This is a genomic window from Glutamicibacter sp. FR1 (assembly GCF_047300825.1).
GTDB lineage: Bacteria > Actinomycetota > Actinomycetes > Actinomycetales > Micrococcaceae > Glutamicibacter > Glutamicibacter nicotianae.
In genome coordinates this window covers 1923046-1946114 of record NZ_CP178602.1, presented here as the reverse complement: position 1 = coordinate 1946114, position 23069 = coordinate 1923046, and the positions used below count along the sequence as shown (strand labels likewise).

Genomic DNA, 23069 nt, shown 5'->3' with positions numbered 1-23069 from the left:
ATGAGCCAAAAGACCCAGCAGACGATCCATGTCGTGGCCACATCCCATGGCACGGACAACCTCCACGGGCAGCAGCTGATCCACGACCTGCGTGCCGATCTTGAACGCATGAGCGCACAGCAATTCCCGGGGCAGCTTCTCTGGCACGAAGCCTATGTGGATGTCCAGGAACCCCGGCTCGAATCGGTCATCGCGGCCCTGCCCGAAGGCGAGCCGGCAGTGGTCCTGCCATTGCTGGTCTCAGACGGGGTGCATACGACCGACGATATTGCGCAGGCTGTCGCTTCACGTCCGGGCACTTTAGCCGCGCCGCCATTGGGCCCGCTGCCAGAACTGGCCCAAGTTCTGGCGCAGCGTGCCGCCGGGCACCTGGAGAAAGACACGCTGGTCATCGTGGCCGCCGCGGGCACACGATTGGAAGTCGGCCAAAACCAGGTCGAGAACCTGGCCGAGCAGGTCGCGGGCCTGCTGGAGCGCGAAGTGCTGGTGGGATATTGCGCGGGCGCGCAACCGCGGATCGCTGAGCTCGTGGGCGGCGCGGCCGGTCGTCCGGTGCTGGTGCTCAGCGCGTTGCTCGCCGACGGATACTTCCAGCAGAAGCTGGCTAGCACAGGCGCCGACGTGGTGACAAGCCCATTGTTGCCTGACGTCATGATCACTCAATGTTTCCTTGTGCGACTGCAAAAGGTCCTTCAAGAAGGGCTTTTCATGTCTCCAGATGACGAACTCCTAACCCGTTAGTCAACGCGTAGCCATGTGACATCAGCAGGTTGCTGACCCCCTGGGGGCAGTTTCTAGACTGATGGGCATGACGCAGACAACCACACCAGCTCGCCCCAAAAGAGCGCCCAAGCCCAACGGCCAATGGAAGGTCGATGGCACTACGCCGCTGAACGCCAACGAGGAAATGAAGGCTGCCGACAACGGCCTGAACGTGCGCCAGCGGATCGAAGAGATCTACTCCGTGCAGGGCTTCGACTCCATCGACCCGGATGACCTGCACGGGCGTTTTCGCTGGTGGGGCCTGTACACCCAGCGTGCCCAGGGCATTCCCGGCGGCAAGACCGCCACGCTGAGCCCTGAAGAGCTCGAGGACCGCTACTTCATGCTTCGCGTGCGCATCGACGGCGGGGCGCTGACCACCGAGCAGCTGCGCGTCATCGGCCAGATCTCGAAGGACTTCGCCCGCGACACGGCAGACCTCACCGACCGCCAGAACGTGCAGCTGCACTGGGTGGACGTCGTCGATGTTCCAGAAATCTGGCGCCGCCTCGAAAACGTGGGGCTGCACACCACCGAAGCCTGTGGCGATGTCCCGCGCGTCATCCTCGGTTCCCCGGTAGCTGGGATCGCCAAGGACGAGATCATCGATCCCACCCCGGTGATTGCCGAGATTTCCCGCCGCTACATTGGCAATCCGGAGTTCTCCAATCTTCCCCGCAAGTACAAGACCGCGATCACCGGCCACCCCAGCCAGGACGTGGTCCACGAGATCAACGACTTCGCCCTGATCGCGGCCATCCACCCGGAACTCGGCCCAGGCTACGACCTGTGGGTCGGCGGGGGACTGTCGGCCAACCCGCGGCTCGGCGAGCGCCTTGGCGCCTTCGTCTCCCAGGAACAGGCCGCCGACGTATGGGAGGGCGTCACCTCGATCTTCCGCGATTACGGGTACCGCCGGCTGCGCAACCGCGCCCGCCTGAAGTTCCTGCTGGCCGACTGGGGCACCGAGAAGTTCCGCCAGGTGCTGCAGGACGAGTACCTGGGCTACGCGCTGCCTGATTGCGAACTGCCGGCCCAGCCCACCTCGGCAGGTGACCACAGCGGCGTGCACGAGCAGAAAGACGGCCGTTTCTACGTCGGCCTGACCGCCCCGGCAGGACGCGTCTCGGGCAGCACGCTCGTGGCCCTGGCCGACCTGGTCGAGGCGCACGGCTCCACCAGGCTGCGGACCACGCCGCACCAGAAGATCCTTGCGCTGGATATCGCCGAGGAGCAGGTCAAGGAATTTGTCGGCGCAGCGCGCGCTCTCGGGCTGGAAGCATATCCCGGACTGCTCAAGCGGTCGGCTATTGCCTGCACCGGCATCGAATTCTGCAAGCTGGCCATCGTGGATACCAAGGACACCATGATCGACGCGGTAGCGAAGATCGAGGAACGCCTGGCCGATCACCAGGGCAAGCTGCCCCGGGCGTTGGCGCTGCACGTCAACGGCTGCCCGAACTCCTGCGCCCGCATCCAGACCGCAGACCTCGGGTTCAAGGGCCAGCTGATCACCAATGAGGCCGGCGAGCAGGTGCCAGGTTTCCAGGTTCACCTGGGCGGCACCCTGGCCGGCCGGGAAAACGGCGAAGCGACCATGGGCCGTACCGTACGCGGCTTGAAGGTGGCTGCCGATGAATTGCCCGACTACGTTGAGCGGGTTGTGAAGAACTATTCGGCCTCCGCGGACGACGGCGAATCCTTCGCGGCCTGGGCCCACCGAGCTGAAGAGGACGAACTGAAATGAGCGAGCAGAACCCCGTGCGAACCCGCAGCGAAGCCGAACTGCGGCGGATCGCCAAGCTCGGCGCCGATGAGCTGGGCTGGGAGGCCACGGCCGAGCAGGTCGTCGCCTTCGCCGCCGAGCACCTGGGCGCCGATGAGGTGGCTGTGGCCTGCTCGATGGCCGACGCAGTGCTGCCGCACCTGGTCGCCGCGCAGCTGCCGAAGGTCGACGTGCTGTTCTTGGAGACCGGATACCACTTTGCCGAAACCCATGTCACGCGCGACGAGGTAGCCCGCACCCTGGACGTGAACGTCGTGGATGTGCTGCCTGAGCTGAGCGTTGCCGAACAGGACGAGAAGTTCGGCAAGGACCTGTTTTCCCGGGATCCGGCCGCCTGCTGCCAGCTGCGCAAAATGGACCCGCTGGCTCGTTCGCTGTCCGGATACAGCGCATGGTTCACCGGGGTGCGCCGCGACGAGGCGCCGACCCGCAGCAACACCCCGCTGGTCGTTTTCGATGAGAAGCACGGACTGGTCAAGTTCAATCCGGTCGCCCCGTGGAATTTCGACCAGCTGATCGGCTACGCCACCGAGCACCAGGTGCCGGTGAACCTGCTGCTGTCCAACGGCTACCCATCCATCGGCTGCCAGCCGTGCACCCGCCCGGTGGCCGAGGGCGAAGACCCCCGGGCCGGTCGCTGGGCCGGCTTGAGCAAGACCGAATGCGGAATCCACGTCTAAAGGAGCGAATCATGACCATTACCGCTAACGCCCCCGCCGGCACCCAGCGCAGCGTCCTGGACGCCCTGGAAGCCGAATCCATCCACATCATCCGCGAAGTCCTCGCCGAATTCGAGAAGCCGGGACTGCTCTTCTCCGGCGGCAAGGACTCCGTAGTCGTCCTGCACCTGCTGGCCAAGGCCGTCGCACCCCTGCGCGTGCCCATCCCGGTGGTCCATATCGATACCGGCCACAACTTTGCCGAGGTGCTGAACTTCCGCGATTTGGTAGTGGAAAAGTACGGGCTGAACCTTGTTGTCGGCTCCGTCCAGGAGTACATCGACCGCGGCGAACTGACCGAGCTGCCAGATGGCACCCGTAACCGCTTGCAGACCCGAGTGCTGCTGGACACCATCGAAAAAAACGGATTCGACGTGGTCTTCGGCGGCGCCCGCCGCGACGAGGACAAGGCCCGCGCCAAGGAGCGCATCCTGTCCCTGCGCGATGAGTTCGGCGTCTGGGATCCACGCAACCAGCGCCCGGAAATCTGGAGCTTGTACAACGGCCGGCATGAGCCGGACTGGCATGTGCGCGCTTTCCCGATTTCCAACTGGACCGAACGCGACATCTGGGCCTACATCCAGCGCGAAAACATCGAGCTGCCCCCGATCTACTTTGCCCACCGCCGCCAGGTCTTCGAACGAGATGGCATGTGGCGGGCGCTGACCCCGGTCAGCCAGCCCAACGAGGATGAACCGGTGATCATCAAGCAGGTGCGCTACCGCACCGTGGGCGATGCCAGCTGCACTGGTGCCGTGCTCTCTGCAGCAGACACCGTAGAGAAGGTGCTCGACGAATTGGCTATCGCCACCGTCACCGAACGCGGAGCAACCCGCGCCGATGACCGAATCTCCGCCGCGGGAATGGAAGACCGCAAGACCGAAGGGTACTTCTAAAATGACCACCACATTATTGCGCATCGCTACCGCAGGTTCGGTAGACGACGGCAAGTCCACCCTGGTTGGCCGACTCCTGCACGATGCCAAGGCGATCCTCGCTGACTCTCTGGATGACATCGCACGCACCAGCGCCGAGCGCGGCTTCGGCGGAGCCGACGGCACCCTCGACCTTGCCCTGGTGACCGATGGCCTGCGCGCCGAACGCGAACAGGGCATCACCATCGACGTGGCCTACCGCTACTTCTCCACCGACAAGCGTTCCTTCATCCTGGCGGACTGCCCGGGCCACGTGCAGTACACCCGCAACACAGTCACCGGCGCCTCCACCGCGGATGCGGCCATCGTCTTGGTCGACGCCCGCAACGGCGTGCTGGAGCAGACCCGTCGCCACCTCGGCGTCCTGGCGCTGCTGCGCGTTCCGAGGCTGGTCGTGGCAGTGAACAAGATGGACCTGATCGGCTGGGACGAACAAGGCTTCAAGACCATCGAGTCCGAGGTCCTCTCGCTGGCCAGCGAACTGGGCATCGCGTCCACCACGGTGATCCCGGTATCCGCCCTGCAGGGAGATAACGTGGTCGAACCATCCCAATCGGCAACCTGGTACGCAGGCCCGACCCTGCTGGGATTGCTCGAAGACCTGGAGCCCAAACTCGGTGGCGGCACCGCGCGTTTGGATGTCCAATACGTCATCCGCCCGCAGGGCGCACTGGCTCCGGGCCTGGATCCGGAAGCCTACCGCGACTACCGCGGCTACGCCGGAACCCTGGCTGATGGCATCTTGAATGTGGGGGACACCGTACAGGTGCTCTCCAACGGCCACCCAGTGGGCAGCCGGATCAAGGCCATCAGCACTCCTGCTGGTCCAGCGCAGAGCGCACAGGCCGGCGACGCGATCGTTGTTGAACTGGAAACCGACCTGGACATCGCCCGAGGCGACACCATCGTGGCCGGCGAATTGCCGGCAGCACAGCGCGAATTCCAGGCGGACATCTGCGTACTGGATCCGGTGAAGCTCACCAGCGGCCAGCGACTGCTGATCAAGCACGGCACCAAGGTATCCGCGGCCAAGCTCTCCAGCATTGACTACGTCATCAATGTCGCCGACTACGCCCAGCAGCCTGCAGACTCCCTGGAACTGAACGATCTGGGGCGGATCACGCTTCGCAGCCAAGCGGCTCTGGCCATCGAACAGTACGCAACTTCGCGTACCGGCGGCAGCTTCCTGCTCATCGATCCAACCACGGGGCGCACCCTAGCCGCGGGGATCATCGAGGAAAAACATGAAGCGGCCTGATGTAGGCGAATCGACGGGAAACGGCGATCGTGTCCGGCTCTCGCCTCATGGGCAAACGGGCGGCTTCCGAGGCCGTTTCCTCGGGCTCGCAGCAGTCGCAGTGCTGACCGCAGTAGCCGTGGCCACGACCTTCCTGCCAGGGCCCAATGAAGTCCAGGCGCAGGCGGCAGATCATGGACCGGCGGATGAGCTGAACATCGGCTACTTTGCCAATGTCACCCATGCTCCGGCTCTGATCGCCCAGTCCCAAGGCATTCTCCAAGATCACCTTGGAGAAGACGGCACCAAAGTTGAAAGCCAGATTTTCAATGCCGGACCGGCCGCCGTGGAAGCCCTGAATTCAGGGGCCATCGACGCCGCGTACCTGGGGCCAAACCCTGCGCTGAACAGCTACCTGTCCAGCCATGGCGATTCCTTGAACGTGGTGTCAGGCGTTGCCTACGGCGGTGCCAGCCTGGTCGTGAACAAGAAGATCACTCAGCCCGAGGAACTGGCCGGCAGTAATCTGGCCAGCCCGCAGTTCGGCGGAACCCAGGATGTCGCCTTGCGCAACTACCTCAAGGACCTGGATTTGAAGCAGGACGCGACGGTCACCCCGAGCTCCAACGGCACCGTGGCGCAGCTTTTCGGCCGCGGCGAAATCGATGGCGCGTGGCTCCCTGAGCCCTACGCATCCTTGCTGGTGGAGAAGAACGGCGGACACCGCTTGGTGAATGAAGCCGAGCTGTGGCCTGAAGGCAAGTTCCCGACAACGGTTCTCGTGGTCTCCAAGGACTTCATGGCTAGCCACCCGCAAACCGTGCAGAAGCTGGTCGATGCGAATACCGAAGCCACTGATTGGCTCACTCAGGCGGACGATAAGGAAAAGCTGGCGGCAGTGCAGAAAGCACTGGTTGAAGCCAACGGAAGCTCTTTCGACGAAAGCGTGATCGCTGAAGCCCTGGAGCAAGTGCACTTCAGCCAGGACCCGCTACCCGAGACCTACCAGTCGCTGGTGGACCATGCACTGGCTGTCGGGGTCGGAACCGGCGGCAACGCAGACGGACTCGTGGACACGCTCTTTCTTGAACAACAGGAGAAGTAATGGGAGTACTACTGAAAGAAGTGTCCCTGAGCTATCCAGGCACCGGCTTGGTCATCGACCGCATCAGTGCAGAAATTGAAGACGGAGAGTTCATTGCCGTCTTGGGCGCCTCCGGTTGCGGCAAGTCGTCCTTGCTCAACATGATTGCCGGCCTCTTGGCACCGAGCTCCGGCTGGCTCGAGGTACCCAAGGATGGCGCCGCATTCATGTTCCAGGATGCCAACCTCCTGCCGTGGCTCACTGCTAGCGAGAATGTCGATTTGGCGCTCAAGCTCGCAGGCAAGCCAGCTGCGGAACGCCAGCAGCGCGTGGAAGAATTGCTCAACCTCGTACAGCTCGGGCATGCCACCGGCAAGAAGCCCCACGAGCTTTCCGGAGGCATGCGCCAGCGAGTTGCTCTGGCGCGAGCCTTGGCCCAGGACCGGCAGGTGTTGCTGATGGACGAACCATTTGCAGCCTTGGACGCGATCACCCGAGATATGCTCCACGAGCAGTTGCGGGCCTTGTGGGGACAAACGGGCAAGACCATCATCTTTGTCACCCACAATGTGCGCGAGGCGATCCGCCTCTCCGGCCGCATCCTGGTGCTCTCTTCGCACCCAGGACGCATCCTGGAGACCCGACGGATCACCGACGATCTTCGCAATAACCCGGCCCAGGCCGCCGCATTGGCCGATGAACTGACCACGATTCTCAGAAAGGAGCAACGGAAACATGAGCTCACTGACCGAATCCCGAACTAGGGTGAATCCCGTGCGCGCAATCAAGCTGCGCCCGAACAACCGGCTCGACTCATGGGTTGCCCCCTTGCTGACTGTCGTGGTGCTCCTGAGCCTGTGGCAGATCATTTCCTGGGCCAGCCCGCTGCGGGAAGACCTTTTCCCCGGCCCACTAGCTGTCGCGGCAAAGCTTCCGCAATTGCTGGCGGATGGCTCTTTGGTATCGGCTGTGGGAAATTCCCTGTTCCGTGCAGTGAGCGGATTCGCGATTGCCGTGGTCATTTCCACCCCGTTGGCATTGCTGTTGGCACATCAGCCACTGCTGCGCAAAGGCGTGGGACCCCTGGTCTCGGCAATGCAGGTCTTGCCGTCGATCGCCTGGGTTCCAGCAGCAATCATCCTGTTCGGACTGAGCGATGCAACCATCTACACGGTCCTGCTGCTCGGAGCCATCCCATCCATCATCAATGGCCTGCTGTCTGGCATCGACATGATCCCGGCGCAGTACAAGTCGCTGTCCAAGGTGCTTGGTGCCTCCAAATGGGAACACGTGCTGCACATCGAACTGCCAGCGGCCATGCCCGGGTATGTCGCTGGATTGCGCCAAGGCTGGGCCTTTGCATGGCGTTCGCTGATGGCTGCCGAATTGATCGCGGTAGGCGGCTCTCTCGCCTTGGGTGTTGGGTCTCTGTTGCAGCGCGGCCGCGACCTCGCAGATCTGCCGCTGGTCATGCTGGTGATCCTGACCATCTTGCTAGTTGGCGTGTTGATCGAATTAGTATTTTTTGCTCCGATTGAACGCAAGCTGTTGCGTGATCGTGGAATGAGCCGAACTGGAGAAAACAATGGCTAAAGGACATATCACCCTTATTGGTGGTGGCCCCGGTGATCCTGAACTGATTACCGTTGCAGGCTACAAAGCCCTTCTGTCCGCCGATGTGGTTTTAGCTGACCGGCTCGGCCCCACCGCGCTGCTGGCAGACCTATCGGATGACGTGCTGGTGATCAACGTGGGCAAGTCTCCTGGCTGCCACGTGAAGACCCAAGACGAGACCAATGAACTTCTGGTCAAGTACGCGCTTGAAGGAAAACACGTTGTCCGGCTCAAGGGCGGAGATCCCTTCGTCCTGGGCCGTGGCGGAGAGGAAATGCTCTACGCCGCAGAGTACGGAATTTCCACTCGCGTGATCCCGGGAATCACCAGCGCGATTTCGGTTCCTGGAGCCGCTGGAATCCCGGTGACCCACCGTGGAATCGCTGCCGGATTCACCGTAGTGAGCGGACACGCTGAGCTGGCCGACGTGCCAGTTCGGTCCGATCACACCCTCGCGGTGCTGATGGGAGTATCAAATTTGGCACAAATTGTTGAGACATTGCTTACCCGAGGTTTACCGTCAAGTACGCCAATTGCGATAGTTGAGCGAGGTTACTCACAGACGCAGCGCACAACTATCGGTACGCTAGAAGAGATTGTAGTGCGCGCCCGCAAGGCCGCAGTGGCGAATCCGGCCGTCATCGTCATCGGTGATGTCGTTCGGCTAGCCCCGGAAGCCTCCGACCAACTGGTAGACCTCCTGCCGCTAGAGAACGCCGAAGCCTCCGCGCCGGCCTCATTCGTTGACTAAGAAAGAGAAGTTGTTTGATGAGTGAAATTACCGTCCCCGAGCACCTCACTTCCCGGGCGCTGCGTGTTGCCATCGTTGGTGCTGGTCCAGCTGGCATCTACGCCGCCGACCTGCTGAACAAGAGCCAGCCAGTCGCCTCCGGCGAACTGAAGCTGCACGTTGACCTCTTCGACGAGCTGCCGACTCCCTTCGGACTGATCCGCTACGGCGTTTCGCCTGACCACCCACGCATCAAGGGCATCATCAATGCCCTGCACAAGGTGCTCGACAACGACTGGATCGACTTTTACGGCAACGTCGGCCTGGGCCGGGACATCTCGCTGGAAGACCTGCGCACCCGCTACGATGCAGTGATCATCTCCACCGGCGCCCAGAAGGACGCCGACCTGAATATTCCGGGCATCGATCTTGAGGGCTCCTTCGGCGGCGCCGACTTCGTTTCTTGGTACGACGCGCACCCGGATGTCGACAAGAACTGGGACCTGTCAGCCAAGGAAGTTGCCGTCATCGGCAACGGCAACGTCGCCTTGGACGTCGCCCGCATTCTGTCCAAGCACGCTGACCAGTTGCTGGAAACCGAAATCCCGGAGCACATCTACGAACAGCTGAACGACTCGGCCGTCACCGACGTGCACGTCTTCGGACGCCGCGGCCCGGCACAGGTCAAGTTCACCCCGCTGGAACTGCGCGAACTCTCGCACTCCAAGGACGTGGACATCGTGCTGTACCCGGAGGACTTCGAATTCGACAAGGCCTCGGACGAAGCCATGAAGACCAACAACCAGACCAAGACCATGGTCTCCACGCTGACCAACTGGCTGATCGAGCAGGAAGAGCGTGAAGAAGCTCCAAGCGCCTCGCGCCGCCTGCACCTGCACTTCCTGCAGTCCCCGGTCGAGGTTCTGGGCGAGGATGGCAAGGTTACCGGCTTGAAGGTCGAGCGCAACGAGCTTGACGGCAATGGCGGTGCACGCGGTACCGGTGAATTCATCGAGTACCCGCTGCAGGCCATCTACCGCGCCGTGGGCTACTTCGGTTCGGCTGTCAATGACATCGAATACGACGGTGCCAAGGGCGTGCTTCCAAACGTGGAAGGCCGCGTACTTGATGCTTCTGGCACTCACGTTCCTGGCCTGTACGCCACCGGCTGGATCAAGCGTGGTCCAATCGGCCTGATTGGCCACACCAAGGGCGACGCCTTGGAAACCATCACCCACCTGCTGGAAGACCTCACCAAGCTGGCACAGCCGGATTCTTCCCAGAAGATCGCGGATCTGCTCGAAAGCCGTGGCGTGAACTTCTCCAACTGGGATGGCTGGAAGAACTTGGACGCACACGAGAAGGAGCTGGGCGCTGCAGCCGGCACCGTTTCGACTCGTTTCGGCGAGATCACTCGCGACCGCGTCAAGGTGGTAGAGCGCGAAGCGATGATGGAATTCTCTTCGGCAAAAAAATTGGTTGAGAGCCTGTAAGTTTCACCCCGGGCTCTAGCACGCAACGGGCAGGGTTCCTCGGCAAATTTGCTGAGGGACCCTGCCCTTTGGTGTTTTCAGCCCGCAACTTCTTCGGCTTGCTACCGGCCGAATAAGTATCAGCTGCCATGAGCAGCGCTGCTGCCAGGGCTACGGCGCGATGCTCAGGCCCGCCCAGCCAGCCAGTTCACCGGCCAGCCGGGAACGGCTAATCGACAACGGGCCGATTGCCTAGCCCTCGACTGCCCGCTTTTGTGCGGCCTTCTGCTGTTCTCCGGCGCCGACACTGCGGCGGAGCATGATGAACAGCAGGATCATGCCTGCAGTGATCGACATGTGGCCAAGGCCCGCGATGCCGGAGACCATCTTGGATGACTCGATGCCCAGCACGGTCATGATGCCGTGGGTGAGCTGCATGCCCGCGGTGAGGAGCACACCCGCATTGTAGGTTCCCATGAACCACGCGAAGAGCTTTCGATGCTGGCTCAGGCCGAAGGCCTTCTCCAGCAGGAGCACCAGCAGCAGGATGACGAAGCCCAGAACGAGCAGATGGGTATGGACTACCGATAGCTGGGTCCACGCTCCCTCCGGGAAACCGTTCATCTTGGTGAATTCGCGGTAGAAGAGACCTGAAGCGACTCCGAGGATCATGTAGGCGAAGGAGAAATTGACGAGCTTACGCATTGATGTTGCTTTCTTTCTGAAGGGATGGTCCTGCAGCTGCTTCCGCAGGGGAGGAAACGTGGCCGAAGACCGGGCGCTTGGCCGTACCCAGGACCGCGAACAGCGCGGGCAGCAGCAGGGTTCGAACAACGAATGTGTCCAGCAGGACGCCGAGTCCGACGATCAGGCCGAGCTGCCCCAGGACCGTCAGCGGCAAGGTCGCCAGGGCGGCAAATACTCCGGCGAGCACGAGCCCGGCACTGGTGATGACTGATCCGGTGCGGCTTGCTGCCAAGGCAACTGCTTCATGCAGTTCCAGCGCCTGCGCATCCTGGCGGACTCGCTGGGTCAGGAAGATCGTGTAGTCCACGCCGAGCGCTACGAGGAAGACGAAGGCCAGCAGCGGCACTTGGACATCCAGCGCGTCAGCCTCGAAGACGACTGAGGAAACCAGCGAACCCAATCCGACAGCAGCTGCAGCACTGAGCAGGTTCACCACTCCCAAGGCCAGGGCAGTGCGCCATGAACGGGTGAGCCAGCCGAGCATCACGAAGCAGATCATCATGATCAGCGGCGCAATCACGTAGAGGTCTCGCAGGTGCATTTGATGCGAATCCAATTGTTCTGCGCTCTGTCCGCCGATCAGCACCTGTCCTGCATGAGAGCTTGCTGCTGCATCTCGCAGGTCGGCCACCAGGCCCTGGGCTTCGGCGGCACTGGGATCAACCTCCGAGATGACCGAAAACTGCTGCCATTGCGTGTTGCCGAGCTGGCTGGCTTCGCCCACGCGCTTCACGTTCTCAACTCCCGCGAACCCATGACGCAGCGCATCGATATCGGTGTCCTGGGCCAGCACCGTGATCGGCTGGGTTTCACCGGCCGGGAAGTGCTCGGCCAGGGTGGCCATGGCAGTGGAGGACTCGGTTGCCGTGCGGAACTGCTGGCTCTGGTCCAGGCCGATGCGGGTACCGGTCAGTGCGCTGGCCAATACCAGCAGCAGCACTGACAGGGCTGCCAGGTTCAGGCCCGGACGGGTCATCACTGCACGGGCAGCACGCCCGAAGATGTTTTCCTTCTTGATCTCCTGTCCCGGGAGGGGGATCAGCGGCCAGAAGGCCTTCCGCCCGGCCATGGCCAAGACTGGCGGCAGCAGGAACAGCGCGAAGATCGCGGCGATCAGCAGGCCCGCGGCGCAGACGATGCCCAAGCCTCGGGTATCTTCCATGACGGCCAGCGACAGGGTCAGCAGGGCCAGCACGACGGTCAAGTTGGAGGTCAGGATCGCTTCGAAGCTGGCGGCCCATGCCTTGGACAGTGCCTGCCGGTGGCCGTCGCTCTGCTGCAGTTCATCGCGATAGCGGGAAATCAGCAGCAGCGCGTAGTTGGTGCCGGCACCGAAGACCAAGACGCTGAGCACGCCGGAGTCGAAGTGCAGATCGAAGGCGTTTCCCAAAAGATTGGCCACCAGCGAGGCGCTGCGGTCGGCGAGAGCTACCACCACCAACGGGATCAGCCAGAGCACCGGCGAACGATAGGTGAGAATCAGCAGGACTGCAACGATTCCCACCGTGACTGCCAGCAGGGTGAAGTCGGCCCCGGCGAACGCATTGGTGACATCCACGGCAAAAGCGATAGACCCGGTGACCTGCAGTTGCAACCCATCGGAGGGATGCTCCTGGATCCAGCCGCGGATCGCCTTCAGCGTTTCACGGTCGGCCTCATCAGAGACGCTATTCCAGGACAGCGGTACCATCGCCGCCTGCTGATCCTCGCTGGCCATGGTGCGGCCAGCAACGACCTTCGCTGCGTCGCTCAACGCCTCAGCCTGGTGATCTACCGTGGCGCGGTCATCAATGCTGAGTACCTGGCCATCTTCACGGCTGGCCACGAGCAGTGCGGAGGTCTTTGATTCGCTGGTGTTCGCATCGATCAGCTGGGCGACCTTGGCCGAATCCGAATGGCCAACCAGTGAGCTCGCCGAGCGTTCCGGAGCCTGAACGCTGCTCAGCGCGCCGAAGAGAACGAGAATGACTGCGAAGATGCCGGCGGCCCAAATGCGGGCGCCGCGCCGGCTGGTCAGCGAATCGCCGACCCGGGAAATAACTGGAACTTTCATAGTTCCAGTTAATGAGTTTTTGCAGGTCAATCCATCGTGGAAAGGGGTGAAGAAAAGTTCAACCGAAAGGTTGAGGCGGCCCCCGGCGTGTCTTCGACTAACCGGGACAACCTAGAGCAAACCGTGGTCCTTCGCCTTGTTGATGGCATCGGTGCGGCTGGATGCCTGCAGCTTGTCGAAGATATGCACCAGGTGGGTCTTGACCGTTGCCTCGGAAACGAACAGCGCTTTGGCGATCTGCTTGTTTCCGGCACCGGTGGCCAGCTGGACCAGCACGTCTTTCTCCCGTGCTGTCAGCTCGACCTTCGGCCGTCGCATGCCTTCGACTACACGCTGGGTCATCTCCGGGGCAAGCACCATGTGCCCGGCCGCGGCTTGGCTGATGGACTCCACGATAGTTTGCGCGCTGACATCCTTGAGCAGATAACCGGCGGCCCCAGCTTCGATGCAAGCCAGTACCTCCGAGTCCTTGTCGAAGGTGGTCAGGATCAACACGTAGGGCGGCTTGGCCAGCTTGCGGATGGCTGCCGTGGTCTGTGCGCCGTTCATCCCGTCGCCCAGACGAAGGTCGCAGAGCACGACATCGACGGAATTGGTTTTGGCGAACTCCAGTGCTTCCTCGCCGCTGGATGCTTCGCCGATCACGGCGATGTCTTCATAGTTCTCGAACAATGCTCGCAGGCCCGTGCGAACGATGGGATGGTCATCGACCAAGAGGATGCGGATCATGAATTGTCCTTTGCCAAATGCAGTGGAAGATGGGCACACAGTGCTGTGCCTTCACCGGGGGAGCTTTCGACGTCCAATCCGCCACCCAGTGCCCGCAGGCGCTGGTTCATGGCGGTCAGGCCGAACCCGCCGGCCTCGGTGCTGGTCTGCACCGGACCGGAATTCGGGGTGAAGCCAATGCCATCATCCACGATATCCATGCGCACCTCGTCGCCGCTGCTGCTCAAGGACAGGGCAATGATGGAAGCTTGCGCATGGCGCAGGACATTGGAGAGCGCCGACTGCGCGGTGCGCAGCAAAGCGATCTGCACGCTGGGATCCAAATCGGGCAGGCCCGGCTCGATATCCAGCCGGGTTTCGACATTCGAATCCGCTTTGAAATTCTCCAGGATCCGACCTAGTGCTCCGGCCAGCGCCTGGGCATCCAGCTCGGCCGGTGCGAGCGCGGCGATGATGCGGCGCAAGTCGGTCAACGCCTGCCCGGACAGCTCATCGATGCGGACCAACGCTTTCCCGGCCGCATCCGATTCCTTGGAAGCCTCTGCCGCCTTGGCGTGCAGTCCGATGGAGGAGAGCTGCTGCGCAACAGTGTCATGGATTTCCCGGGCCAGACGCGTGCGTTCCGCGGCAATGCCAGCTTCGCGCTGCGACCTCGCAAGCTCCTCTTGCAGGTCGGCCATTTCACGCTGGGCGCGGACCAGGGAATTCACGAGGGAGGTGCGCACTTGTGCATCGCGCTCCATCTGCAGGTAACCGCGGGAAATGCCCCAGGCGAACAGCCCGCCGACAAGCGGACCAGCTGCCGCGGCCAGGGTCACTTCCGAGTGATGCAGATACGGGGCGAGGATCGTGAATGCGTAGACGACGACAGACCACAGGATCGAGGGCACGAGCGGCAACTGGTGGCCGAGCAGGAGCCAGAGGCTGAAGGCGAGCCACATGAATTCGGGAGAAGCGGCGAGGCTGGCTATCCAGATACCGAGTAGAACTGCCAACCACCGGGCGGGCAAGCTCTTGGCCCGGCTGCGCGCCACGAGGATGAACCCAGCCGAGTACCACGTGGCAAAGATGATCGAAATGCCCAAAGTGATCCATGGATTCTCACCATTGGCGAAGACCCTGAGCAACACGATCAGGACCAGGATGAATGTGACCAGGTGCTGGCCCCAGCGTAGAACCGCAGGAGAACCGAAATAATGGTGCTGTTTCTGCGGGTCAGCCCAGGGCTGTGCGGGATTGCTCATGCTTGATAGCCTACTAAAACGGTGGTTTTTGAGCTGGTTGATCCGCTCTAAGGCTATCGCTTGCTGCTTTGGCCTTCGGGTAGTCGTGCAGGATTAGAAGTACCTGTTTCTGAGATTTCGAATGAACTAGTTCGTAGAGCGAGAACGACTCCCAAAGCCAGCGTCAGCAGGAGCAAACCTTCGCGGAGGGCTGTACCAATCGCAGTGAGAATAATATTCTCAGGTAGCGACGTGAGCATCCAATCTCCGAGGTCGGTTGGTAGCATAAGAGCCGATTTCTCATTTTGGGATTGACGCCAGCAACGTCAAGGTAGATGTTTCCTACGTTGATGTGGACAGATTGAACCAAGATGAGAAGCAGGCTTTGAAATTGCTTGCAGAACGAGTAGAGCAGGATGGAGGAGGAGTCATTCTTAGTGTGAGCTCTACCGAGTATGTGCCTGAAGCATCTTCGAATAAAGCAGCAACAACATTTGCTTTGCCTGGTGGGTGCAAGTTAGTAACAGGTGAGTACCATACCCCGAACAGCAGCAACTACAGCCATGTGTCCGGATGGGCGCACAACCGCTGCGACCAAGCCTTTTCGCACAGAATCGAATTAGATATCCATAAAAAGAAAGCCGGAGCTTCAGGTAGCGGAACCATTGTCGCCAGTGAAACAGAGTTCCACAACGAAGTTGAAACTGATTACACGTGCAAAACCGGATATGTTGCTGAATTCAATACAGTGTCACAAGGACGTGTAACCATCGCTGGCAAAGGCTACATCGCAACAGGCGCTTCAGGCTGGAGGCGATACAACTGTGGTGGATAATTTCCCAGGAGAGCGGAGTGAGGTTGACTATTCTGCGAATGGCCATCAAGACCCAATATTCACAGAACATGCTCTTCTCAAACTGAATCAGCAGTGCTTGCCGTTACCTGAAGTTGACGTGGCAATTGACGCAATGAATCGTGCCACGAATTCAACGATTGCGACTAACAGCAAAGCAGATGTAGACGTATTGCGCCATCTGGCTCTTCTGTATCTGGAATCTTTCAGAAACAAGAACCTTTCCACAGGTGAGCATAATAAAGCCATCATGAATGTCGCTTCCATAGTGGTTTCGCTTCGTGCCCCCGAAGCCCGTCTTATCTCTTCAGAGGAAATGGATAGCCTACTTTTGAAAATCTACTTGTACTTCTTCCTCGAAGAGTCCACCCCTATTCAGCTCGTGAATAGTCTGCTCAAGTAAGAATCAATACACGCGTGCACGAACTGTGCATCAGTAGATGGTGCAATCCACTCCTATAAGTGGAATGCTCCCCGATAGTTGGACTGTGAAATGAACTGCTCCCCGAAAATTGGACTGTAAAAAGTCGACACTTTTGAGGGAGCATTTTCATGCGTGCACGAAGCACACTCACCGCGAAACAACGGGACTAGGGAAAACTGCAAAAGAAGACAACTAACACATTTCGACATTGCGGTGACAACAATGCATAGAGCCGTACCGTGGTACTTCGCAGCCGCAGTTCGAATTTAATTCATGCTCTCTTGATTCTCTCCTCGCTGTTGCTCATATTGCTCTTCCTGAGCAGTGGTTCAGCCGGTCACTATGAGAAGAGAGCATCAGGGATAACGGCATTTTCCCGCCACTGAACGAGCTCGGCGAAATCCTTAACGTGTGGGCTGAGGAGATTCTAGCGTTATTTGTCGGTCTGGCAGTAGCACTCGGCGCCGGACTTATGTTGCTGGAACAGCCGATAATCAGAGTCCAAGCCTTCAATACCTTTGATGAATAGGACTATCTGCGTGGAATAACTGCCATGTTGGCACATGTTCAATAACGGTCGTTTTTGTTGGACGGACCACCATTGGAGATCCCGCCGGTTGAAGCGAAACCTACTTCAAGGTGATGCATCCCAAATCATGGCACGAAACAGGTCAGAAAATCAGCCTTACAAAGGCTTTCCCAGTTCAAAACAGCATTTGAACTGGGAAAGCCTTAGCAAGAACAACAAACTAAAATCTCTGGAAGTCCATTCAGCCTGCGACCTTCCAGAGCAAAGAATTTAAAACACGGTAACTGACTTCAAGGTAGTGGGGCTGCTGAGCTTAAGCTTGACCTTAGGCGCAACTGTTGCGTAGCAAACTGTACTGCTGCAAGCTCGCATAGTTCGATTCTGCGAACCGTAACTTCCGCGGTTATGCCAAACCGGTCAGCGATCCCGTGCCAATAAAGCCATAATCAACAGAAGCTCCACCTGCACCATAGAGACACGCATTGACGGTTGTGGCAGCGCAATTGCTAGTTGGAAGCAACGCGTACGTCTGGACGGTGCTTTCCTTCTCAACCTTGGTTATTTCTGCGGTTTCCGCCTCCTGATAAACGACAGCTGGTTTACCAGACTTCAATAGCGCCAATTCTTCATCGCTGAGATTCTTTGTTATTTCTTCAAAATTCGGTTCCTTTTGTTCTATGAAGTAACCGGAAAGATCGAAAGTGGTAGCCGCAGGAACAGCAGTTGAAGGGACACTCACATCTGCGGGGGAAGCTGCCATTGCTGGGGAGGCAAGGACAGATCCTGCGAGTAACGAAGCGCCGATAATGGCGGCAGCCCTGGAAAGAAGATTTTTCATAATTCCTCGTAACTGAAACGTTGACCAGCGTGTATTTACTGACCCTTCTTTACTCTAACTTAGAGATTTTCGGTTTACATCGAGGGATGACCTGCATCTTGTATCAAATTGGTAACAAATTCCCTCGTCAGTAAAGCCCTGGATCTAAAACGACCGACCGTCGTTGACTCACACTGAAAAGCCGATCAGCTTCCAATCTGACGAATAAGTTCGACAAACCTACTCTCCCGATTCTGCAGGGCCTGTCGGCCGACAGTTCAATCTTCAAAAAACGGTCGTTTTTGAAGCGAAGAGAAAACCAGTACGTTTTCAAAGTAGACACCATCGCCCTGGGACTAGCCGGAATCATCAGTACCAAGATCTACTTTTCTGGAACTCGAGCAATAATCCGGGCGTCACGCTAGATGCAATCGCAATGGCCATCATGATTGGGATCCTTGCCGTATGTTATCTGAACGATTGAGCGTGACGGAACTAGAAGCTCGGAAAATCACTCGATGGATAAAGGGCGAAACAATTATTCTTTGGCTCCTGGGCTTGTATATATTGCCGTGACGTACCAAACAATCATCTCGTAGGCTCTCCTCAACTCGTACTGTTGCCCATTTGATTGTTTTATCCGCCAGAAAGAACCCCATGAAATCGTTGTTCACCTCAATGCTCGCAGGTCTCGCCGTAGTGACTCTCTCTGTAACGACCATGTCGGGAGCACATGCCAGCGCTGAAATTCAAACCAATACGTCCTCAAGCGGACTTTCAACGGAGAATAGTGCTGCCCAGGCTCCAATGACAAAAAGCCCTGTCAAGGACCCTTCAACCCGATCGCTAGCAAAATCGAAAGGGCTGAAGCTTGAGGGCCTGACGATCCAATCCGATGCGAAAGGAGGACGTTTCCTCCTGGACACTGAAGGTAATTGGTTCTTGCAGATACCTAGCGAGCCTGCCTCTTTGCCTGTCAAGCAACATGCCTTGGACATCGACCTTCCAGCGAACTGGAGCGCAACCGGCTGTGTGGGTTCCTTCAAGCCCATGGCTAAGCAGACAGGCGAACTCCATTGGGGGCAACTAATTCATGCGCTTCAACTTCCGTGTCGGAAGTTTTCCCGCACTGGATCACGGGGGCTCTGCGAGCTACCTGTGCTGGAAGTTGGCCTGTGTGTGGATTGTATCGAGATGAGGATGGGCCGGTTTCGTCAACCAATAATCGTTCACACCGAGTGGCCAACATTTGCCGCGAACCACGCTGCGACACCAATGCGAACTACCGCTTCCTAACCAGCGATAGAGTCTACGTAAGGGGAATTCAGTTTGGCCCTTACGATTCAGCAAGCAAGATATTTGCTTGCAACGTCACCGCGTGAGAGGGCTGTAGCTGATGAACGATTGGGTCATATTTCACCACGAGAACGATTCCAACACGGCGGTTGAATATGACTGGGCGAGGATTGACGCGTTGATCGCTAAATTGGTCCAGTTGCATGCAGTCGAGAAGAACCCCACACCTACCGGCGCTTTGGTTGGCTGCATTGCAGAACTAGAACATGCTATTTCTTCGGCCTTGTTGCATGGAGTATCCATCCGTGCAATAGGTGTTCGTACAAATTTGAGTCAAAGTGACGTTACGCGAATACGGGACACCGGACGTCTATACGAAAGATAGAAACGCCATTCTTCCAATAATGCCGTTGGTTCTCAGTTGAGCCTGTGAACCATACGTTCGTTTCTGAAGCTTTCAAGACTGCTGTTACTAGTTATCCCTAAGCGACCGAGAACCATGGAGAACGCAATCTTGGTCTAAAACGGTGGATTGTTCACGTTCCACAGGCATCCAGTCCGATGTGCAGAATTTGAATCACTCGCTGGAATCTAAGCGATAAAACTATCTTTCGCGGCGATGAGGCATGTGCAAAGATGACGATAAACGCAACGTAGGCTGCAGATTTCGAATTCTACCCTGATAGAAGAGGTGTTAACGTCCGTGAACGCAGGAACCGTTCGGCTCGTAGCTGAGCATACAGAAGCCCAGATACGTCAGAGATTTAACCAGGTTCGGATAGACGGCACGCTTAGTGCCCAGATGAGGTCAGCGGTTATTTGCGTCTTCGGGTATGACGACGAGCATCAAATGAACAAGATTACGACATTCTGCTTCGAAGCACTGGGGCGGAAGTTCGAAGCGTATGCGGTGCCAGGAGAACAATTAAAGCAATTCGTTGTCATTCGTGAAGACATCAGTTCGTTCCTGCGCCTGTTGGATCCTGAGTGGCCTGGTGAAGGTTCCTATTCGAAGTCGCCACGTGAGGTGGAGGATCAATGGAATCTTGCAGATAACCCGCTCCCTCGTCTAATGGCAGCCGGAACCATCATCGAGAACCTTAGGCGCAAATCCGGTTCGGAGTATGCAGTGGATCCAGACAGCTACGTCTGGACCAAATTCCCAATTGAAGCACTACATGGAACGGAACAAGATGCTTCACTTTGCGAACAAGGATTTAGTCGCTGGGTGCAGGAAAACGCGGAGGTTGCTCCTCTTGCTCCAGCCGAATCTGCGGAAGAAGTGATACCCGCAGGGACAGATTTTGATCAGCTGATTACCGAGCTTGAAACCTACAAAAACGTCATTCTCGAAGGCGTCGCTGGGAGCGGGAAAACGCACTCCCTCGATGGCCTGAAAGTTGCCTATGGCAACAGGACAAGCGTTTTAGTTTTCCATCCATCAACTTCCTACGAAGACTTTGTCGTTGGATTGCGGCCAACTTCCGATTCGTTTGAAGTCGTGCCCGGGCCATTCCTGCGGATGTGCGAACGGGCGACCCGGGACCCTGAGCAGAACTATTTGCTATTCCTCGACGAAATCAACCGGGCCAACACAGCACGTGTGCTTGGTGATCTCTTGATGGTTATCGAACCCGGCAAGAGGTCGACTGTAAACGCTCATGAAGGTGCTGAGTCACATGATCTCCGTAAACATTGGAGTTGGCAGGCCAAGGACTTCCGCACGGTGCTTACCGACGCTGAACTGCACGAACAACCGAAACTCAATAGCGTTGAGTTGCAGACAAGTTTGCCAGGCAGCCGTAAACACTTGGTTGTTCCGCCAAACCTGCACATTATCGGAACAATGAATACAACTGATCGTTCCGTTGGCACGATTGACCTGGCATTACGTCGGCGATTCTGGTGGAAGACGCAAGAGGTGCTTACAGGGCAGCGCTTAGCCTTAGCTTTGGGACATGATCGTTCTCAAGAACTCGAAAGAGTGATTTCCTGGCACGAACGAGTCAACCAGAAATTGAATGACGCCGTGGGCCCGGATGCTCAATTGGGGCACTCATATTTCTTTACAAAGGGTGCAACAGCGAAAGACGTAGCGGAAGCCCTGGTGCAGTAACTGGCCGAGATCGCACATATTTTCAATCTCAGTGCTGATGCAGTAGCTGCATTCTTCGATGGCGGAGCAGAGCTGCCGAACCAGATGTGCCTATATGCCCACGGGCGTGGACTTGGGCGAAGGTTCCTCACTGTTCCGTCCAGTAGCTCCGCATCCTGACCATGGGAATCGCCATGGCGCCTGCCCAAGTCCACTTAGCCAACGAGGAATCCAGGTGGTTTCAAGCCAGCAAACGCGGAAACGGGATTGGGCTCACCGTCTTGAAAACGACGGGGACCTATGAACCAGACAGCCGCGTTATTTTCATCTATGTCCTGCCGAAGACGTGGCGAGGCTCAGACCGAGGCGGTAATGGTCCGATGGCATGGACGTTTGATGTCGATTACAGATCCGCGGATGTAGACATCGTAGTCCTCTACGAAATGGACTATTTAGGATTGAAAGGCCAGTGTGCTGAAGCTCTAAGTCGCTTGTGCCGACCAGTTCAAATGAATACAGACGAAGACGGAGCAACGGACGCGCTTTGGACTACTGCAGATACACCGGTTGTAGAGACGCGAGCTGTGGAATCAACTCCACCGAGTACTTTGGCCGGATTTTGGGAGCTGATCCGTAGCAAATTGCGGCCAATAGTCGAAGACCCACCTCCCGGAATTTCGCTCATGATGTGCGAACCGGAAGCGCGGCAGGCATTCATGAAGTTATTCCTGCTCCTGGCAGAAGTCCAAGTCGCACGGCGCAGGCCCGAGTTCATTCCAGTCGCCGAGCCCTTGGGCGCTGTTCGCGGACGTTTGATCGTCAACGAACTTATTAAACGCAAGGCAAATCGACGCTTGCCCGTATGGTGTGAATTTGACGATTTAGAGGGAAACACGCAAATTTGGCAGGCAATTCGGCTGGCGGTTGGACGGTGCTCTCAAACAGTCAAAAGCGATGATCGCCTTGTCGAATTGGCTCTGGAAATCGATGCGCGTCTGAACGACGTTTCCATCGGTTCTGTCGCTGAAATAGTAAGGCGTCCCCTGCGGAATACGGCACGCATGCGCAATCGCGGATTGCTCGGGGTATTCCGGATGGCCCTGGCCATATTAAACGACAATGTGTTGCTCGCTGAGCTGGCAGATGATGAATCCGACGGCATGGTTTTCACTTTTAAGATTGCAACCAGCGAACTCTGGGAAGACCTCGTGGCCGACGCCGTCGACTTGACGCGAAACTATCGGATCAACAGAAGCCCCGAACGAAGAGTGCTTTTTGATGGAGGAGAGCGAAAAAACGTCGACATTCACGTTGAGCATCGAGACGCTCCTGGGAATCCAGTACTGCTCATTGACGGCAAGTACAAGAAAGCTATACAGCGCGTAACCAGAGCATCGATGGCAGACCAATATCAGATTTACGCCTATGCAAATCTTTGGGAGGTTCCGGCAGTGCTGGCCTATCCGTTCTCCGGAGATTCAAAGCCTTGCGTGCACATGACGGAAGCTGCAGCGAACCGAGGGTCGCAGGCCGGAGTTATGAATCTTCCGTTCCCGCAACCCGGGCAGACAACGATACCGGTTGAATCAGTTGAGATGGAGCGCTTACTGAATTTGATCGCGACGGCCCCAGGCAATGCATAGCCTTTCATGCCAAATCAGGTAAGATACCGGAGCCAGCATTCGAAAACATGTTCTAATGCTTTGGGGATTGTTCTCCTGGCCGGTGCGCTCGCCGAGCTGTGAGCCTCCGCTCACTTGCCATTCGAAGGCTGCTGGGAATTTTCTGCTGGCGCATCACGCGGTAGGATATAAGGACTGCGACTTTGATCCGGCTATCACCGGTGAGTCTTCGGAAGAACCGCGAACCTCATGTTCGCCAAGTAGAACCGAACGGGACCAGCCCGTCACAGCTGAAGATAAGCGATTCCCCATCATCTTGGTGGGGGATAAGCGGGGTGGTAC

19 protein-coding genes are annotated in these 23069 nt (G+C 58.2%); 14 read left to right on the top strand and 5 right to left on the bottom strand.

Annotated elements, in window-relative coordinates; translation table 11 throughout:
* The 10 genes from ACLQ8T_RS09395 to ACLQ8T_RS09350 all read left to right on the top strand — a co-directional run bounded on the left by ACLQ8T_RS09395 (window position 1) and on the right by ACLQ8T_RS09350 (window position 10360).
* A complete protein-coding gene (locus ACLQ8T_RS09395; RefSeq protein WP_413454503.1) occupies window positions 1-741 on the top strand; it encodes a sirohydrochlorin chelatase in 741 nt (246 codons plus the stop codon).
* A 67-nt stretch (window positions 742-808) separates the two neighbouring features.
* On the top strand, window positions 809-2509 hold the full coding sequence (locus ACLQ8T_RS09390) for a nitrite/sulfite reductase (protein ID WP_413454502.1): 1701 nt from the start codon (window positions 809-811) through the stop codon (window positions 2507-2509).
* Entirely contained in the window at window positions 2506-3228 is a 723-nt protein-coding gene (locus tag ACLQ8T_RS09385) for a phosphoadenylyl-sulfate reductase (protein WP_073706123.1), read from the top strand. The genes ACLQ8T_RS09390 and ACLQ8T_RS09385 overlap by 4 nt, the downstream gene beginning before the upstream one ends.
* 11 nt (window positions 3229-3239) lie before the next feature.
* Window positions 3240-4163: a sulfate adenylyltransferase subunit CysD gene (cysD, locus tag ACLQ8T_RS09380; RefSeq protein ID WP_413454501.1), complete on the top strand. Its 924-nt coding sequence runs from the start codon at window positions 3240-3242 to the stop codon at window positions 4161-4163.
* A gap of 1 nt (window position 4164) precedes the next feature.
* A complete protein-coding gene (locus ACLQ8T_RS09375) occupies window positions 4165-5460 on the top strand; it encodes a sulfate adenylyltransferase subunit 1 (protein ID WP_413454500.1) in 1296 nt (431 codons plus the stop codon).
* Complete coding sequence (locus tag ACLQ8T_RS09370) at window positions 5447-6544, top strand: ABC transporter substrate-binding protein (protein ID WP_413454499.1); 1098 nt, start codon at window positions 5447-5449, stop codon at window positions 6542-6544. Before ACLQ8T_RS09375 ends, ACLQ8T_RS09370 begins: the two co-directional genes overlap by 14 nt.
* Window positions 6544-7287, top strand: coding sequence for an ABC transporter ATP-binding protein (locus ACLQ8T_RS09365; protein WP_413454498.1), 744 nt, complete (start codon window positions 6544-6546; stop codon window positions 7285-7287). The genes ACLQ8T_RS09370 and ACLQ8T_RS09365 overlap by 1 nt, the downstream gene beginning before the upstream one ends.
* Window positions 7259-8116 (top strand): ABC transporter permease, encoded by an 858-nt coding sequence (locus tag ACLQ8T_RS09360; RefSeq protein ID WP_061951949.1) that lies wholly within the window; start codon window positions 7259-7261, stop codon window positions 8114-8116. The genes ACLQ8T_RS09365 and ACLQ8T_RS09360 overlap by 29 nt, the downstream gene beginning before the upstream one ends.
* Window positions 8109-8888 carry a uroporphyrinogen-III C-methyltransferase gene (cobA, locus tag ACLQ8T_RS09355; RefSeq protein WP_204722297.1) on the top strand — a complete coding sequence of 260 codons (780 nt, stop codon included), beginning with the start codon at window positions 8109-8111 and terminating at the stop codon, window positions 8886-8888. The genes ACLQ8T_RS09360 and cobA overlap by 8 nt, the downstream gene beginning before the upstream one ends.
* Window positions 8889-8905: 17 nt before the next feature.
* Window positions 8906-10360, top strand: a complete 1455-nt coding sequence (locus tag ACLQ8T_RS09350) for an FAD-dependent oxidoreductase (protein WP_413454497.1) — start codon at window positions 8906-8908, stop codon at window positions 10358-10360.
* Between the two features lie 231 nt (window positions 10361-10591).
* On the opposite strand, the gene ACLQ8T_RS09345 is transcribed toward ACLQ8T_RS09350, so the two are convergent.
* From ACLQ8T_RS09345 to ACLQ8T_RS09330, 4 genes are all read right to left on the bottom strand, one after another.
* Entirely contained in the window at window positions 10592-11044 is a 453-nt protein-coding gene (locus tag ACLQ8T_RS09345; protein ID WP_413454496.1) for a DUF2871 domain-containing protein, read from the bottom strand.
* Complete coding sequence (locus ACLQ8T_RS09340) at window positions 11037-13139, bottom strand: MMPL family transporter (protein WP_413454495.1); 2103 nt, start codon at window positions 13137-13139, stop codon at window positions 11037-11039. The genes ACLQ8T_RS09345 and ACLQ8T_RS09340 overlap by 8 nt, the downstream gene beginning before the upstream one ends.
* A gap of 111 nt (window positions 13140-13250) precedes the next feature.
* Entirely contained in the window at window positions 13251-13868 is a 618-nt protein-coding gene (locus ACLQ8T_RS09335) for a response regulator (RefSeq protein ID WP_204722293.1), read from the bottom strand.
* Entirely contained in the window at window positions 13865-15112 is a 1248-nt protein-coding gene (locus ACLQ8T_RS09330; RefSeq protein WP_204722292.1) for a sensor histidine kinase, read from the bottom strand. The genes ACLQ8T_RS09335 and ACLQ8T_RS09330 overlap by 4 nt, the downstream gene beginning before the upstream one ends.
* 340 nt (window positions 15113-15452) lie before the next feature.
* Between ACLQ8T_RS09330 and ACLQ8T_RS09325 the strand changes: the two genes are divergently transcribed.
* Window positions 15453-15926, top strand: coding sequence for a hypothetical protein (locus ACLQ8T_RS09325; RefSeq protein ID WP_413454494.1), 474 nt, complete (start codon window positions 15453-15455; stop codon window positions 15924-15926).
* Window positions 15919-16347: a hypothetical protein gene (locus tag ACLQ8T_RS09320; protein ID WP_204722290.1), complete on the top strand. Its 429-nt coding sequence runs from the start codon at window positions 15919-15921 to the stop codon at window positions 16345-16347. Before ACLQ8T_RS09325 ends, ACLQ8T_RS09320 begins: the two co-directional genes overlap by 8 nt.
* Window positions 16348-17300: 953 nt before the next feature.
* On the opposite strand, the gene ACLQ8T_RS09315 is transcribed toward ACLQ8T_RS09320, so the two are convergent.
* The gene (locus ACLQ8T_RS09315) at window positions 17301-17735 is read right to left on the bottom strand and encodes a hypothetical protein (RefSeq protein ID WP_413454493.1); all 435 of its coding nucleotides are present in this window, start codon (window positions 17733-17735) and stop codon (window positions 17301-17303) included.
* 2125 nt (window positions 17736-19860) lie between these two features.
* Here ACLQ8T_RS09315 and ACLQ8T_RS09310 point away from each other — a divergent pair.
* Entirely contained in the window at window positions 19861-21126 is a 1266-nt protein-coding gene (locus ACLQ8T_RS09310; protein WP_413454492.1) for an McrB family protein, read from the top strand.
* A gap of 173 nt (window positions 21127-21299) precedes the next feature.
* A complete protein-coding gene (locus ACLQ8T_RS09305; RefSeq protein ID WP_413454491.1) occupies window positions 21300-22748 on the top strand; it encodes a 5-methylcytosine restriction system specificity protein McrC in 1449 nt (482 codons plus the stop codon).
* Window positions 22749-23069 lie beyond the last annotated feature (321 nt).

What these genes read in the sequence shown, in the direction of transcription:
- ACLQ8T_RS09395 (WP_413454503.1), top strand. Translation starts at nt 1, where the DNA reads ATGAGCCAAAAGACCCAGCAGACGATCCATGTCGTGGCCACATCCCAT.
- ACLQ8T_RS09390 (WP_413454502.1), top strand. Translation starts at nt 809, where the DNA reads ATGACGCAGACAACCACACCAGCTCGCCCCAAAAGAGCGCCCAAGCCC.
- ACLQ8T_RS09385 (WP_073706123.1), top strand. Translation starts at nt 2,506, where the DNA reads ATGAGCGAGCAGAACCCCGTGCGAACCCGCAGCGAAGCCGAACTGCGG.
- cysD (WP_413454501.1), top strand. Translation starts at nt 3,240, where the DNA reads ATGACCATTACCGCTAACGCCCCCGCCGGCACCCAGCGCAGCGTCCTG.
- ACLQ8T_RS09375 (WP_413454500.1), top strand. Translation starts at nt 4,165, where the DNA reads ATGACCACCACATTATTGCGCATCGCTACCGCAGGTTCGGTAGACGAC.
- ACLQ8T_RS09370 (WP_413454499.1), top strand. Translation starts at nt 5,447, where the DNA reads ATGAAGCGGCCTGATGTAGGCGAATCGACGGGAAACGGCGATCGTGTC.
- ACLQ8T_RS09365 (WP_413454498.1), top strand. Translation starts at nt 6,544, where the DNA reads ATGGGAGTACTACTGAAAGAAGTGTCCCTGAGCTATCCAGGCACCGGC.
- ACLQ8T_RS09360 (WP_061951949.1), top strand. Translation starts at nt 7,259, where the DNA reads ATGAGCTCACTGACCGAATCCCGAACTAGGGTGAATCCCGTGCGCGCA.
- cobA (WP_204722297.1), top strand. Translation starts at nt 8,109, where the DNA reads ATGGCTAAAGGACATATCACCCTTATTGGTGGTGGCCCCGGTGATCCT.
- ACLQ8T_RS09350 (WP_413454497.1), top strand. Translation starts at nt 8,906, where the DNA reads ATGAGTGAAATTACCGTCCCCGAGCACCTCACTTCCCGGGCGCTGCGT.
- ACLQ8T_RS09345 (WP_413454496.1), bottom strand. Translation starts at nt 11,044, where the DNA reads ATGCGTAAGCTCGTCAATTTCTCCTTCGCCTACATGATCCTCGGAGTC.
- ACLQ8T_RS09340 (WP_413454495.1), bottom strand. Translation starts at nt 13,139, where the DNA reads ATGAAAGTTCCAGTTATTTCCCGGGTCGGCGATTCGCTGACCAGCCGG.
- ACLQ8T_RS09335 (WP_204722293.1), bottom strand. Translation starts at nt 13,868, where the DNA reads ATGATCCGCATCCTCTTGGTCGATGACCATCCCATCGTTCGCACGGGC.
- ACLQ8T_RS09330 (WP_204722292.1), bottom strand. Translation starts at nt 15,112, where the DNA reads ATGAGCAATCCCGCACAGCCCTGGGCTGACCCGCAGAAACAGCACCAT.
- ACLQ8T_RS09315 (WP_413454493.1), bottom strand. Translation starts at nt 17,735, where the DNA reads ATGAAAAATCTTCTTTCCAGGGCTGCCGCCATTATCGGCGCTTCGTTA.
- ACLQ8T_RS09310 (WP_413454492.1), top strand. Translation starts at nt 19,861, where the DNA reads ATGAACAAGATTACGACATTCTGCTTCGAAGCACTGGGGCGGAAGTTC.
- ACLQ8T_RS09305 (WP_413454491.1), top strand. Translation starts at nt 21,300, where the DNA reads ATGGCGCCTGCCCAAGTCCACTTAGCCAACGAGGAATCCAGGTGGTTT.